General features: G+C 60.6%; 11 protein-coding genes. 8 read left to right on the top strand and 3 right to left on the bottom strand.

From position 1 onward, the window contains the following. The first annotated feature begins 373 nt into the window (after positions 1-373). The 8 genes from BMW76_RS42015 (at position 374) to BMW76_RS25940 (ending at position 10,153) form a co-directional block, all read left to right on the top strand. Positions 374-889, top strand: coding sequence for a hypothetical protein (locus BMW76_RS42015; protein WP_245763392.1), 516 nt, complete (start codon positions 374-376; stop codon positions 887-889). Further along, entirely contained in the window at positions 865-1,974 is a 1,110-nt protein-coding gene (locus BMW76_RS25915) for a class 1 fructose-bisphosphatase (RefSeq protein ID WP_090870500.1), read from the top strand. Before BMW76_RS42015 ends, BMW76_RS25915 begins: the two co-directional genes overlap by 25 nt. Before the next feature lie 203 nt (positions 1,975-2,177). Further along, a complete protein-coding gene (locus BMW76_RS25920) occupies positions 2,178-3,050 on the top strand; it encodes a phosphoribulokinase (RefSeq protein ID WP_090870386.1) in 873 nt (290 codons plus the stop codon). A gap of 268 nt (positions 3,051-3,318) precedes the next feature. Then, positions 3,319-5,643: a type VI secretion system Vgr family protein gene (locus BMW76_RS25925; protein WP_090870388.1), complete on the top strand. Its 2,325-nt coding sequence runs from the start codon at positions 3,319-3,321 to the stop codon at positions 5,641-5,643. Between the two features lie 57 nt (positions 5,644-5,700). Further along, positions 5,701-8,445 (top strand): VgrG-related protein, encoded by a 2,745-nt coding sequence (locus BMW76_RS25930; protein WP_245763393.1) that lies wholly within the window; start codon positions 5,701-5,703, stop codon positions 8,443-8,445. Further along, positions 8,429-9,001, top strand: coding sequence for a hypothetical protein (locus tag BMW76_RS40520; protein ID WP_143062329.1), 573 nt, complete (start codon positions 8,429-8,431; stop codon positions 8,999-9,001). Before BMW76_RS25930 ends, BMW76_RS40520 begins: the two co-directional genes overlap by 17 nt. 90 nt (positions 9,002-9,091) lie before the next feature. Beyond that, positions 9,092-9,727, top strand: coding sequence for a PA3715 family protein (locus tag BMW76_RS25935; protein WP_090870390.1), 636 nt, complete (start codon positions 9,092-9,094; stop codon positions 9,725-9,727). 138 nt (positions 9,728-9,865) lie between these two features. Beyond that, positions 9,866-10,153 carry a PAAR domain-containing protein gene (locus tag BMW76_RS25940; protein WP_090870392.1) on the top strand — a complete coding sequence of 96 codons (288 nt, stop codon included), beginning with the start codon at positions 9,866-9,868 and terminating at the stop codon, positions 10,151-10,153. Positions 10,154-10,211: 58 nt separating this feature from the next. On the opposite strand, the gene BMW76_RS25945 is transcribed toward BMW76_RS25940, so the two are convergent. From BMW76_RS25945 to BMW76_RS25955, 3 genes are read right to left on the bottom strand one after another with little or no spacing between them, the layout of a single operon-like run. Next, positions 10,212-11,600 carry a DUF6513 domain-containing protein gene (locus tag BMW76_RS25945; RefSeq protein WP_090870394.1) on the bottom strand — a complete coding sequence of 463 codons (1,389 nt, stop codon included), beginning with the start codon at positions 11,598-11,600 and terminating at the stop codon, positions 10,212-10,214. Further along, positions 11,579-12,178, bottom strand: a complete 600-nt coding sequence (locus tag BMW76_RS25950) for a flavoprotein (protein WP_090870396.1) — start codon at positions 12,176-12,178, stop codon at positions 11,579-11,581. Before BMW76_RS25950 ends, BMW76_RS25945 begins: the two co-directional genes overlap by 22 nt. A 31-nt stretch (positions 12,179-12,209) precedes the next feature. Beyond that, positions 12,210-14,354 carry a sigma-54-dependent Fis family transcriptional regulator gene (locus BMW76_RS25955; RefSeq protein WP_090870504.1) on the bottom strand — a complete coding sequence of 715 codons (2,145 nt, stop codon included), beginning with the start codon at positions 14,352-14,354 and terminating at the stop codon, positions 12,210-12,212. Positions 14,355-14,357 lie beyond the last annotated feature (3 nt).

The raw sequence follows: 14,357 nt of genomic DNA on the forward strand, positions 1-14,357 counted from the left end.
CATTGTGGACGCATTTTGCGTCATGTGCACGCGTCTTAACGGATCGCTTAAGCCTGCTGAAAAAAATCGTGAATTCACTTCATCCCGTGTGCCGCCTACATTGACCTCCAAGGCCCGCGGACGTCGATGCCCGCGAGCATTTCCCATAAGGCGCGCAGCGCTATTCGCCGACGACGGCGCACGCCGCACCGCGCCAGCGTCCCCCACGACGCGCCAGACAAAAACGCCGTACGGCAACCATCTTGCATGGGACCCGAGCAAGGCATGAGACGGAAGTAAGTCGGGACAAGAGTAAGGCGCCAAAGCGCCAAACGCTGGTCGACGCGCCAACTTCCGTCGATATGCCGGCTGTGGTCGACAGGGAGACATCGTCATGAACGCCGTCGTTAAAGACGACAAAGCGGACGCGAAAGCGAATCCCAATGCGAATCCCGAAGCGGAGCTCAAAGCGCACTCCAACGCGGAGCCCGAAACCGGGCTCGACGCGCCGACGAAAGCGCAAGCGCCGGGCGCGCAGCCGCGAGTCGATCTGCATGTGCTCTTTCGCCAATCGGGTCTCGCTGGCGTGCCAGACGAAATCGACCGCGATCTGGGCGGTCTCGCGCCTGGCAGGACGCGTATCCGCGAAATCGCCGCACAGCGGCTCGCCGGATGCGCGCCCACTCACCGCGCGCGCCTGCGCGAGGCCCATCGTCCGTTCGCGGATACGCTGGGCAGCGGTGCGAGCGCCAACCCCGCCGATCCCGCCGCGCTAACGCTGCTGACTCCGCCGATATCCGCGCGAGCAGCGTGTTCTCCGAATCTGTCGGTGACGAGGCGAGCCACGCCACCGAACCCGAGTTACCCACTTCGCAGGAGAGCATCATGTGTCACGCAAACATTACGTTGACGAGGTTCCTGAGCGGCGATGCCGGGCATCCGATGTCGACGCGGCCGCCCACCGCGTTGCAGGCGGTGCTGCATGAAGTCGCCGCATCGGTGAGGACGATCGCGGCTGCGCTCGCGCGCGGCACGCTCGGCGAGAGCGCGCACGCCGATTCCGTTGCGGGCGGCGCGGTGCTCGCGCGCTCCGCGCGTCGACGCAAGCAGGTCGGCAAGCTGGAAACGGATTTGCGCAGCGGCAGCGCGAACGACGCGAGCAGCGCCGCCTACCAGCTCGCATTCGATCCGCTCAACTGCCCGTGGAGCGCGGACGTCAACGGCACGGCAGGTTCGATCTTTTCGGTGACGCACGTGCGGTCGCCAGCCAGCGATGCGGCGAACCGCGAGCTTCGTGACGGCGCGTATGTCGAATCCGACGGCGAACACAATGGCGAGCCTTATGGCGCGGCGCTCCTTCAATCTGGCCGCGAACAGGTGGCGGCCGGCTACACGATCTACGGCCCCGCGACGATGCTCGTCTTCACGCTCGGCGAAGGCACGCACGGCTTCACGCTCGATGGCGAGACGGATGAGTTCGTGCTCACGCATCCGTCGATCCGCATTCCCGACGACACGGCCGAGCTTGCCGTCGATGCGTCCAACGAGCGCTTCTGGGAGCCGCCCGTGCGCCGCTATGTGCACGAGTGTCGCGAGGGCCGCGCCGGGTGCCGCGAGCGCGATTTCAGCCTGCACTGGAGCGATGCGCTGGTGCCGGAAGTTCATCGCATCCTGATGCGCGGCGGCCTCTTCCTGATGCCGCGCGATTACCGGACGCGCTCCGCAATGCGCGCACGGCTTTCCGCCGTCTACGATGCGAGCCCGCTCGGCTTTCTCGTCGAGCAGGCGGGCGGCATGGCGACGACGGGACGCGAGCGCGTGCTCGATGCCGCGCCGCGCGCGTTCCACGAGCGCATGCCGCTGATACTCGGCTCGGCGAACGAAGTAGCGCGCATTGGCCGCTATCACCGGGAGCACGATCTGGGCATCGACGCGCCGTTTGCGTCGCCGCTTTTTCGTGAGCGCTCGTTGTTCCTTTCGGAAGCGACGGTCTGACGCGTGGCCCGCACAGGACGGTAGCAGTGCTAAAGCGCTAACTCCAGCCGACAGCTGAAGCGCTTGCTACTGCCATCGAGGCTTTGCATGGGACGGGAGTGAGTGCTCCGCACCAACTCCCGTCGACAGCTCTGCATGGGGCTGGAGTAAGTGCTGAAGCACCAACTCCAGCCGACAGCTCTGCATGGGACAGGAGACAACGCATGTCAATCAGACATCCGATCGTCGCGGTGACGGGATCGAGCGGCGCGGGCACGACCACCGTCATGAAAAGCTTCGCGCACATTTTTCGCAGGGAGAAGATCAATGCGCAGATCATCGAAGGGGATGCGTTCCATCGGTATGACCGTCTCGGCATGCGCGAAGCGCTGCGGCGGAGCGAGCAGGACGGCGTCCGAAACTTCAGCCATTTCGGCCCCGATGCGAATCTGCTCGAAGAGCTGGAGCAGCTGTTCTCGAACTATGGCGCGTCGGGCACCGGCCAGTTCCGCCGGTACGTGCACGACGATGCGGACGCCATCGTCTACAAGCAGGACCCGGGAACGTTCACGCCGTGGCAGGACATTGCGCCGGACACGGACATGATGTTCTACGAAGGGCTTCATGGTGCGGCCGTGACCAGCAAGGTCGACATCGCACAGCATGCGGATCTGCTCGTCGGCGTCGTGCCGATCATCAATCTCGAGTGGATCCAGAAGCTGCATCGCGACCAGACGCTGCGCGGTTATTCGCATGAGGCCGTCGTCGATACGATCCTGCGGCGCATGCCGGATTACGTGAATTACATCTGTCCGCAGTTCTCCCGCACGCACGTCAATTTTCAGCGTGTGCCGACCGTCGATACGTCGAATCCGTTCACCGCGCGGGAGATTCCGCAGCCCGACGAGAGCTTCGTCGTGATCCGGTTTTCGAAGCCGAAAGGCATCGATTTTCCGTATTTGCTGACGATGCTGCACGACTCGTTCATGTCGCGGCCGAATGTGATCGTCGTGCCCGGCGGCAAGATGGGGCTGGCGATGCAGCTTATCTTCACACCGATGATCCTGCAGTTGCGCGACCGGCAAACTAGGGTGTGAGTAGGTGACGCCGGCGGGGGCCTGTTGTCGTGCGTCCCGGTTGTGTGTGGTTGGCTGACGGCCTGTAGACCGTACCCCGCGCGGGGCCGTCAGCTTTTTTTCTTTATGGCGCCGGCTCGACGGCGCTGCGCTGCGGCCCAGGCTGATATGTTCCGTCCGCCTGCCTATCCGGTCCATACAGGCTCCACGAAAACTTTCGACCTTTTCTGATATACGCGTCTGTGCGCCTCCGGCACGCTGAGCCCAACTTCATAAAAGGGGCAGAAAGATGGCAGACGCATTGGACACGCTGTTCATCGCCTCACGCGATATGGGTGCAGGCACGGGGAGACAAGCCTACTTCCTTGACGTGCCCGGCATAGAGGGCGCAGGGGCGCTGTCCGTTGTTTCGTTTGAAGCCACGGAAAGGCTTGGCGAACCTTACCGCATCACACTCCGTCTCACGCATCCCGATGCATTGTCACGGGCCGATTACCTGGGCCGGAACGCGACGCTCTCCATTGTTACCGAACACGCGCAGCGCCGCACATTTGCTGGCTGGATCACGCGCTTTGCGAGGCTCAAGACGACCAGGGACTTCACCAGTTACGAACTTGCAGTCGAAGCGCATGTTGCGAAGCTCGCGCACATACGCACGAGCCGCATTTATCAGCACGTGACTGCTCCGGAGATCATCGAACAGGTTTTGAGGCGACACGGATTCAGGGGCCATCAATACAGTTTCAGGTTGCGCCGCCAATATCCGCAGCACGCGTTCCGCTTGCAGTATCAGATGGATGACCTCGCCTGGGTGCAGCTTCTGATGAGGCAGGAGGGCATCTATAGCTATTTCACGTCGGGCGAGCATGGCGACATCGTGAATCTGTGCGACGACATCGATCACTATGTCTATCAGCCCGCACTCGATGTCCCCTACCGCGAGCAGGCGGGGCTGGAGTCCGGCGTTGAAGCGGTGACTTCGCTTGCGACCGTCGCCAGCACCGTTGCGCAGTCGGTAGCGGTAGCCGACTACAACCCGAGCAGTGCCTGGGAACGGTTCAGGGACGAAGCCAACATTGCCACCGATGACAGCACCACCTACGGGCAGTTCTATGTGTGGGGCGCGCATCACCTGGACGCGCAGGGTGCGAAGTGGGAGGCACAGCTCAGGCATGAGGCGGCGATTGCGTCGCAGATCGTCTATGAAGGTCAGAGCAACGTGCTGGCGCTAGCGCCAGCGCGCATTCTGCACATCGATGAGATATTGCCCGATGCGCCTCACGGTCAGGTGATTGTCGAGGTCACGCACCGCGGCGCACGCGACGACGCCTATACGAACTCCTACAAGGCCATTCCGTCAGACCGCCGATTCAGGCTTCCGCTCAACGAGGAAACCTGGCCGAAGATCGGCGGCACGCTGAGCGCGCGCATTACCTCGCCAGGCAAATACAAGTACGCGTATGTGACGCAACAGGGTCATTACGTGGTGCGCTTCGACCTTGATTTCGACGAATGGAGTGCAGGGGGCGAAAGCGTCCCGTTGCGCCTTGCGAAGCCGTTCGCGGGCGCGCTCCAGACTGGCTTTCATTTTCCGCTGCTGGACGGCACCGAGGTCGCTGTCGCTTTCCATGACGGCGACCCGAACCGACCGTATATCGCCCACGCGATGCACAACAGCCAGGCGATCGATCACATCACCAGTGACGACCGCTGGCTGTCGCGCAACGTGATCCGCACGCAGAGCAACAACAAGTTTCGGATGGAGGACTGGGAGGGCCAGGAAGGGATCAAGCTGTCAACCGAACATGCGGGCAAGACGCAGCTGAATCTCGGTTATCTGGTTGATTCGAAGAAGCAGAAGCGCGGCGAGGGTTTCGAACTGCGCACGTCGGGCAGTGGTGTGCTGCGGGGCGGTAGCGGTTTGCACCTGACGGCCTATGACCGGCCGGGCGCGAGCGGCCAGCAACTGGACATGCAGGAAACCATTGCGCAGCTTGAACAGGCGCTGGCGCTCGCGCATGCGCTTGCGGAGTCGGCGAAGGCGTCGAAGGCCGAACCTGCCGATACGGACGCGCAGAAGGCCATCAATGATGACTTCAACCAGCTAAAGCAGCCAGGCCTGCTCGCGAGCGCGCCTGCATCGATAGCTATCGTCGCAGCCAAGGGGGTGCAGATTGCGGCTAGTCACAGTATCCAGACTATCGCCGGAAAGGACGCTGATTTCAGCATCATGAAGCGCTTCACGATCGCGGCGGGCGAACTGATCTCGCTCTTTGCGCACACGCTGGGCGTAAAGATATTCGCGGCCAGGGGCCCGGTTCGGATTCAGGCGCAAAGCGACACACTGGCCGCGACCGCAATGAAAGACCTCACCGTGACAAGCACGGCAGGCCGGGTTGTGCTGTCTGCAAAGGACGAGGTGTGGATCGGCGCTGGGGGATCCTATATCAGCATCACGGCGACCGGCATCAGGCAGGTAACCCCGGGCGACTACATCGAGAAAGCAGCGTCGTGGCAAAAGCAGTCGCCCGATGCGGCCATGAAAAAAGCAGCACTGCCCTGGACGACCGACCTTCCCGACACGGGCCAGCACGGCTCACGGTTCTCTGGGTAACGATCGTTGTTCACCGCTACCAGTCGTGCACGACAACCCTACAGCAAGTAATGCGATATGACGACACAACCTGCCGCATCCGAAAAACCCGTTTCGACTGAACCGTCCATCCGCTGGACCTATCCCTTCGCGACAAAGGACAAGAAGCCTGTTGCCGATCCGCAGACGTGCTACTCAGCATTTGGCCTCATGGATGACGGTTACTATCCGCTCGGCGTGAACGGCTTTCCGCATGGCGGCGTGCATTTCGGCGCGGCGACCGCAAGCTATCTGTATCAGGCGGACGGCGTGCAATGCATCGCGGACGGAGAGATTGTGGCTTACCGGATTGACGATGCGTACCCGCATCTACATTTCGCGCAGGATGGTAAATGGGCGATGTATTCGACCGGCTTCGTGCTCGTGCGCCACAGGATGACCCTGCCGCCCGCACCTGGCACCACGGCAACGCAGTCCGCTGACGAAATGCAGATGGTGTATAGCCTCTACATGCACATGGCGGACTGGAGCACCTACCTCGCTGACGGGAAGCTCGCGCGTCCGTGGTGGTGGGAAGGCGTGGACGCGTACCGAATCGGCAGCAAGGCTCACCAGCTTCCGGGGCACGATGGCAGCCCGGGTACGGCGGGCGCGTTTGTCTGGACGGCGCCGAAGACGGGCAAGCGCGTCGGCTTCCTTCCGGAAGGCAGCGAGATCACCATCAACGAGAGACGTGGCCAGTGGGCGCATATCAAGACGATTACAGCGGGCACGATGATCAGCCCGACGAACGGCGGCGTGTTTGGCTCGGATGACCTGAACGTACCCTGGCAGCGTCCGGACAGCCACACGCCGGATGGCGCTGCTTCTGCACACGAAGCACCGCCCGCGCCGGTCACGTCCGAGGGCGACTGGGGCTGGCTTTTCTTGCCCCATCTGCAACCGGTGAAGGAGCCGACTGGCGTGGGTACGGTGGTGATTCCGCACGTGCCGATCAAGATCAAGGCCGGTACGCTGCTCGGGCAGATCGGGGAGTATCACGACTACGAGCGTGCAACGCCGCTGCCGCCCCGTCCGGCTCGGCTGCTTCTTCATCTCGAAGTGTTCGCCGGTCCGGAGTTCTCTGCCTTCCTCCAAAAGAGCCGTGCACGCGCTGCACAGTCACCAGCGGACCAGCGCACCGTTTTTGTCGTCAATGCAGGCGCGAGGCTGGTGCCGGCACCCGCACCGGCCAATACGCGACTTGGCGTACGTGGACCCGTTGCAAAAGTCACGCTCATGCAATGTCCGGCGAGCGGTCCGTGGGTGTTGGTACAGGCCTTATGCCATGCTCAAGGAGCCCTGCTGGTGAAAGACGGGCCGCCCGTGTGGATCGAGCGCGACAAGCTGGCGACAGCCGGTAACGGGACTCCCGCATGGAGCCAGTTCCCGTTGCAGCTTCAGGCCATAGCTGAACCCGCGTGCGGCTTGATCCATACATCGTCGCTCGCCGAACTGGACGCCCTGGATACCGCGGACAAGGCCGTCGACGAACGTGGTGTGCGCTGGTGGCGAATTCCGATTGGCAACGCGAAAGGCCAGCCTGCGCGTGGATGGGTTTGTGAAAAAGGACATCCGGGCACGCAGTGGGATAGTCCCTGGGCGTGGCCCGGCTTCGAGGTCGTGGACGCGACGGGAATCAGCCTCACGGATGCTTTCCGGCGTGCGCTGGTCGTAACGGGCGTGGCTGACTGGAAGGAGCAGCGGGAGTTCGAGCCATCGACCGAGGCGATCAATGGAAGTGCGCTTTTGCTTAGGCTCGAACGCATCGTCGCGGCGCTTGATACAGACAAACGGAATAGCAAGGATGCCGGAAATGTCGTGACCGCGCGTGCGTTACGGGCCGCCCTGCGCGAGCCCTGGCTTGCCCAGGAACTGTCGCACATCATCATGCGCTATGAAAGCGAATGGGGCGGTGATATGGGACGCTGGCAAGCCCTTACGGCACTGATGAAAAATGCAAAGCAGAACTGGCAGTGCGAACTGGAACGCATCAGGAAGCTTCAGTGGTGGGACGAAGTCAAGGGCAAGGTCGCGGACTTCCCGGCGAGCCCGGTCGTCTATCACATTAATCCGGTTGCGTTGGTGGCGACTTTTGCGATTGCACGAAAAAGAAGAGATTACGACCTCGGCAAATTATCAAGTCAATATGAAACCGGTGGTAGAGGGCCAATTACCATTTCAGGAGGGCAGGGTGATCCAGGTGGCGTTTCATACGGTTCTTATCAAATGACAAGTAAGACGCGACAACGGGACGGTTCCTTTATCATCGGCGGCACAGTTCAAAAATTTGCCAATTCACCAGATTTTCCATGGGCTTCGGAATTTGTTGGATTGACTCCGGGCACACCGGGGTTCTCGCAAAAATGGAGAGCTATTGTCTCTGAAAACACGGCAGAGTTTACGCGAATTGAGCATGAGTTCATAAAGAAAACACACTTTGATGTTCAGATTGCCTATGTGAAGGCTCAGACAGGAGTCGATCTGAGATATCACTCCCATGCAATCAATGATGTTGTATGGTCGATTTCGGTACAGAACGGGCCTTCAACGGACGTTATCAGTACAGCTATGAGCAATCTTGTCATTGCCGCAACAGAAACAAGAGCGTATGACATGGCTTTGATTGACGCTATATATGCGGAACGAGGGAAGAAAGATCCGCAAGGTAGGATGATTCGATTTATTCATTCTTCATCGGCCATACAAGATGGAATATCGCATCGCTACGGATCGGAAAGGCGTAAGGCACAAGAGGAGCTGAAAGATGAAATCGATTATTAAATTAATTATATGTATGTGTGTGATCCTGTATGGTGTACGGGCATTTTCCGCAGGTAATCCGAAGGTCTACCGGGGAGAGCGCGGTGATGCGTTGCTAATTGACGCCGGTGCAGAAAAAACATTCATGATCGCAGGAGGTGCGCTCGCGCGCGGTTCGGCCACGGCGGGAGATTGTTTTGCCAGAGCAATCTTGAAGTTAAATAAGCCGCCAAATTATTTTGAGGGTGAACTAGAGCCCGTTGAAAACGAAATAATTAATGTTGATATAAAAGATATTATTGGTAGAGGTGTCGGTGTTTATGTGTCGAAAAACAGATTGAAAGTGGGTAATGTTGAAGTTGATGGTATATGCGCAGACGGTATCGATTTTTCTGGTTATTATCGAGAAATCCCTGAGCGGGACGCGAAATACAAGTCGATTTTCCTATATTTCATGCGACTGTCAGAGCAAAATGCGATTCACCTGCGGGAGGCGGGAAACGTGGCGGCGGCAGTAAATGAGTTAAAACCTTTTGTTGATAGTTGCAGAGAAAAATGGTGCTTAATAAAAAAATAGAAATGTGATAGCTATCGCTATGTCCAATAGGCGAGCCAACCATCTTTGGAAATAAATGACGACCAGATTACTGCGCGATGCAATAATGCGTTGGCTATACAGTGCAAGTCTTGGCTGCAGAAGGCACGGTTGGATATTATTGTTAGGCCGTACGCATATACGATCGTGACTGAGGCTGGCAGTGACCACGAACCCTATCTTGGAATGGTCGTCGCCGTCGTAGATGAGGACACGGGCACGGTTCTTGGTAAGATGAATGAAAAACACTTGATGACTGTCGACGCAATTGAGCCTCGCGAAATAGATATTGATACTGCCAACTACAAAGTTAGCGATAACGAATTAGCTTTCGGTATAAGAGTTACCCGACGCAATCAGTCAGGTGTAAATCCATATTCCGAGCAAATTATGAATTTGTATATTTTGACAGTGAACGATCTAAAGGCAATTGCGCGTAGATTGTTGACGGCTTCTTATGGCGGGGAGGGAGATCGTAAGTGTGTATTTACTGGTGTTGCCACCAAAGTATTTATCGATGTGATTGGTTCAAAATCAAACGGATATTCTGAGTTGGTCGCGAGGACAAAGACGACACCTATTAGGTATGTGTCGGCTGGTGAGGTTTGTCACAAGATCGAGAAGAATCCGGTCATGCAGAGTTATGTTTTGAAATTTGACGGCCAGTCTTATCGCATCCCGAAGCCGTTGCAGGCTTCACTGGATTAGTTGAACGGGGCATTGTTGGTCGTCCTTTCTCTGCGGATTTCCAGCCATCCACGCACGAGCCCGAATTGGTAACACAGACGCGGCTCCGCCGATTCGGAGCAATCCAATCGAAGAAAATCGAATATCAGTGATTGAACGATGAAACAACGTTTTGAAATCAGAGACGGCGATATAACTACCGCCAATGGCCGCGTATTCGCAGCATCCCGCGTCGACATGCTGGACGGGCGCGCAATTGCATATGAGGGTGATATCGTTTCGTGTCCCGCCTGCGGCACCCAAGGCCGAATCGTTTGCGACGGGAACGGACCTCGCGAAACGGGGCAGGGCAACAAACGAACTGCTTTAAGCGATGACTTATGTGTTTGCCAATGCGAGCCCTTTCCCCGACTGATCGCTTCGCAACGGCGCAGTTTTTGCCGGTGACCTACCAGCCCGACGCCGAGCGGCGAAAGTGGCAGTCGACGCCACCTTATCAGAGCACCTAACCACCCCCCTTTTTCCTCGTCGTCCCCGGCGCACACCACACGTCGAGATTCTCTTCCGGCCGGTCGACCTGGCATCCCCAATCCAGCGGCTGATCCTGATCGAAACGCTTGCCCAGCTCCCACGCGATTTCGGCGCGCGCCGTCTGCACGCCCATATAGAACGCATGGCCGCCATCGTGTTCGAGCTTCAGATGCGGATACAGCGCGAACGGATCGCCATCGACGAGATGCATCTCGCGGTTGTACACATGAATGCCGTCCGTCGTCACTTGCACGCGGAAATTCGGATCGCGCACCTGCGCGGCGAATGCCGCGATTTCATCGGCATCGTATGGAAAAGGCCGCTTCGCATGCAGCGCAGAGAGAGAAGGGTCGATGCCTTTGGGCAGCACCTGCGCGTCGTGCGCGGCATGCATCACGCGCCGCGCGACATCGGCCTCGCGCACCGCGCGCCGCGCGTGCAGGCTGACGGAAGTTGTCAGCACGGCGGACACGTTCAGCTCGGCCGCGATGCCCAGCAGCACCGCGTTGATCCCGCTCGTGTCGGCCTCGGTCAGCTCGGTGAGATTGCCGACGCCGAGCATGATCGCGATATCCGGATACCGCTCGCGCAGCGCGACGTATCGCGCAATCGACGCAGCGAAACCAAATGGAATCGGATCGAGGATCGGATCGGCGAGAAAGGGCCGGCCGCGTTCGAGCATCGTGTCGATGGCCTGATGCAGCGACGCCGTATCGCGCGGCTCGCGTCCGACGACGATCGGCGTCGCGCTCACTTCGTCGGCTATCCATAGCGTGTCGGCGTTCAGGCTCATCAGGTAGTCGGCGCCCGCGCGGCCGCCGCGCAACAGCTCGTCGGCGACCATCGAATCGACGCTCACGCGATAGCCGCCTGCCTTCAGCATGCGCACGGCGTCTTCGAGATGCGGAAACGGCGTGTCGGGCAGACAGCCCACGTCGATCACATCCGCGCCTTGCTCCGCATACAGCTTCGCGCGCGCCGCGATGCCGTCGAGATCGAGCCGCGGCGCATCGACGATCTCCGCGAAGATCTCCGTCGAGTAGCGCGACAGGTCGAAACTGCGCGCGGCCTGCCCGAAGTGCTGCGGCAAGTCCTTGGCTTCTTCCGGTCCGCGTTCGACGGGCACGCCGAAGTGCTCGCTCAACGCGGCGAGATCGCCACGGCAACGGCCCGGCACGATTATGCGATCGGCGTTCAGCGGCAATGCGACGCGCCGGCGGATCATGTCGGCTGTCATCAGCGCGGCAACCTGCAAGCCGATCTCGCGCACTTCCCACGTGAACGGCGCGTTCGCCATGCCTTCCAGCACCTGCACGACGCTTTTTTCGGCGAGCCTGCCTGTCAGGAAGACGATGTGTTCCATGCGAGCCCGAGATTGGATAGCCGTTCGCTCAATGCCGCGCGCAATTCGTCGAGCGAGCGCGCGACGGTCGTGTGCTCGACGCGCGCAAGCCGTTCGACGTTTTCCAGTTCGAGCGCTCGCGGCCGCACTTCGACCCACTCGTGCGGGCTTTGCGTGATGACGCTCGGCTCGGTGTCGCATGCGAAAACGATGCCCGGCACGCACTGCTTGCCCGCTTGCGCGTAGAGATTGGTCGGCAACGTGTCGGAGATGCCGAGCGCGCATTTGGCGACCGTGTTGCTGGTCGCGGGCGCGATCACGACGGTGTGATAGAAGCCCTCGTACAGCATGCCGACGGGCACGCTGCTCGCGCTGTTGTCGCGCATCACGCGAAAGTGCTCGCGCAGCTTCGGCACGGGCCAGCCGTAGAGCGGCAGCACTTCTTCGCCGGCCGCCGACAGAAACAGATCGACGCCCGGCAGCGCGAGCGCCACGTCGATCGATTCTTCGAGCATATGGCCCGAGCCCGTGATGCACCACGCAAAGCGCGCGTCGGGGCGGAATTCGCCGGGGCGGCGGGCGGGCGACGGTGCATTCATGCGTAATTTACATGCCACTCATACATGCCGCTCATGCGCCGGGCGCAACATCCGTCGGAGACGGCGAGCCGTCGTGCGAAAGCCGGATATGCAACCTGTGCATCTTCCGGTACAACGTGTTGCGGCTGATGCCGAGCGTCTTCGCGACGTTGCTCACGTTCCAGCGATGCTCATCGAGCATCGCAAGCACCGTTTCGCGCTCCTTGATCTGGATTGCGTTGAGCGCGGACAGATCGGTGTCGTCGTCGAACGGCGGCGCGGGCGCGCGTGCAGGTCCACCGAGCGCGGGAGCCCCTGCGCGCGGATACGCGGCGTTGTTGCCGCCGCTGTTACCACTGTTGTTACCGCCGTTGCCGTTGATCTCGCCGACGATCTCCGCCGGCAGATGCGCGCATCGGATCTCCGGCCCGTCGCACAGCGCGATCGCCATTTGCAGCACGTGCCGCAATTGCCGGATGTTGCCGGGCCACGCGTAATTGAGCAGCACGTGGCGCGCTTCGGCGCTGAGTTCGGGCGGATCGTCGGATTCGCTTTCCAGCAGATGATGAACGAGCGGCAGCAAATCGGCGCGCTCGCACAGCGGCGGCAGATTGATTTCGATGCCATTCAGGCGGTAATACAGGTCTTCGCGGAAGAGCCCGCGCTGCACGAGATCGAGCAGATTGCGGTGGCTCGCGCTGATCAGCTGGAAGTCGACCTTGATCGTCGTTTCCGCGCCGAGCGGCGTCACCTCGTGCTCTTCCAGCACGCGCAGCAGACGCGCCTGCAAGGCCATCGGCATGTCGCCGATCTCGTCGAGGAACAGCGTGCCGTTGTTCGCCTGCACGATCTTGCCGCGCCGTCCTTCACGCTGCGCGCCCGTGAACGCGCCCGCGCGATAGCCGAACAGCTCGCTTTCGATCAGTGTTTCCGGCAGCGACGCGCAGTTCACCGCGACGAAGCTGCCCGCCGCGTTCGGGCTGATGCTATGCAGCGCATTCGCGAACACTTCCTTGCCCGTGCCCGTCTGCCCTCTGAGGATGATCGGGATTTTCCGCTGGATCACGCGCGCGGCCAGCTGGCTCTGCGCAGCCATGCGCGGATCGCCGAATTCCAGATGCGACAGCTTGTCGAGTCCCGCTGCGGCGGGTTTCGCGTCGCGTGCGTCGCGCGTGCTCTTCGTGCGCGCACTGCGGTTGATCGACACGTCGCTCCATGGCCCGCGCGCGAGGCTCGTCGTTGTATGATTCGCGCCCGCGAACGTGGTGGCGTCGCGCGGTGTCTGCGCGATCAGGAAGAAGCGGTTGTTCGCATGCGCGCTGTACACGGTAATCGGATGGAACGAGCCGCGTATGCTGCGCGCGATCATGTCTTCGAGCGTCGCGCTGAACGCTTCTTCGATGCGCTTGCCGCACAGCTGATCGGGCGAGCGCAGATCGAGCTGGAACAGCGCGCTGCGATTGGCCGCGAGCACGACGCCTTCGTCGTCGACGGCGAGCTTGCCCGCGTGCAGCGTGCCGACGAACTCGGGACGGCTATGAAAGTGGACCGTGTTCGCGCGGCGGTAGCGCGAGTCGATCAGCCGGTTCTCGATCATCTGCCGCGACATGCCGACGAGAACGAGCGAATGCTGTTGCAGCATCTTCGAGCGGCTCGTCACGTCGAGCACGCCGACTATCGAGCCGCGTTCGTCGAAGATGGGCGCAGCCGAGCAGGTGAGCGACGTGTAGCGCGGATAGAAATGTTCGTGCTGGTAGACGGCGAGGCATTCGCGCTCGGTGAGGCACGTGCCCATGCCGTTCGTGCCCGCCTCGCGCTCGCTCCAGACGGCGCCCGCGCGCAGTCCGTCGGCGGCGACCGTCTCGCCGAACGGCACCGACGAAACCTGATGGACGATCACGCCGTTCGCATCGACGAGGATCACGGCCAGTTCCGGGTCGGCGAGCTGCTGATAGAGCGTCGTCATTTCCAGCTTCGAGCAGGCGATCAGATCGCCCGCTGCTTCGCGGGCCATGCTCAGTTCGTGCTCGGTGAGCACGGGCGGCATCACGAAACGTCCGGGGTCCAGGCCGAATTCGACGAGGCAGCGCGTCCACGACTGCGCCACAGACGGGCTCATCGAACACGTGGCAGGCTTGTTGTTGACGATGTTCAGTACATCCCGGACGTGCGAATCTATGTCAACGAGCGATGACATCAG

Origin of the sequence: Paraburkholderia diazotrophica (assembly GCF_900108945.1) — a bacterium.
In the GTDB taxonomy this organism is placed as follows: Bacteria; Pseudomonadota; Gammaproteobacteria; order Burkholderiales; family Burkholderiaceae; genus Paraburkholderia; species Paraburkholderia diazotrophica.

What these genes read in the sequence shown, in the direction of transcription:
- BMW76_RS42015 (WP_245763392.1), top strand. Translation starts at nt 374, where the DNA reads ATGAACGCCGTCGTTAAAGACGACAAAGCGGACGCGAAAGCGAATCCC.
- BMW76_RS25915 (WP_090870500.1), top strand. Translation starts at nt 865, where the DNA reads ATGTGTCACGCAAACATTACGTTGACGAGGTTCCTGAGCGGCGATGCC.
- BMW76_RS25920 (WP_090870386.1), top strand. Translation starts at nt 2,178, where the DNA reads ATGTCAATCAGACATCCGATCGTCGCGGTGACGGGATCGAGCGGCGCG.
- BMW76_RS25925 (WP_090870388.1), top strand. Translation starts at nt 3,319, where the DNA reads ATGGCAGACGCATTGGACACGCTGTTCATCGCCTCACGCGATATGGGT.
- BMW76_RS25930 (WP_245763393.1), top strand. Translation starts at nt 5,701, where the DNA reads ATGACGACACAACCTGCCGCATCCGAAAAACCCGTTTCGACTGAACCG.
- BMW76_RS40520 (WP_143062329.1), top strand. Translation starts at nt 8,429, where the DNA reads ATGAAATCGATTATTAAATTAATTATATGTATGTGTGTGATCCTGTAT.
- BMW76_RS25940 (WP_090870392.1), top strand. Translation starts at nt 9,866, where the DNA reads ATGAAACAACGTTTTGAAATCAGAGACGGCGATATAACTACCGCCAAT.
- BMW76_RS25945 (WP_090870394.1), bottom strand. Translation starts at nt 11,600, where the DNA reads ATGGAACACATCGTCTTCCTGACAGGCAGGCTCGCCGAAAAAAGCGTC.
- BMW76_RS25950 (WP_090870396.1), bottom strand. Translation starts at nt 12,178, where the DNA reads ATGAATGCACCGTCGCCCGCCCGCCGCCCCGGCGAATTCCGCCCCGAC.
- BMW76_RS25955 (WP_090870504.1), bottom strand. Translation starts at nt 14,354, where the DNA reads ATGTCATCGCTCGTTGACATAGATTCGCACGTCCGGGATGTACTGAAC.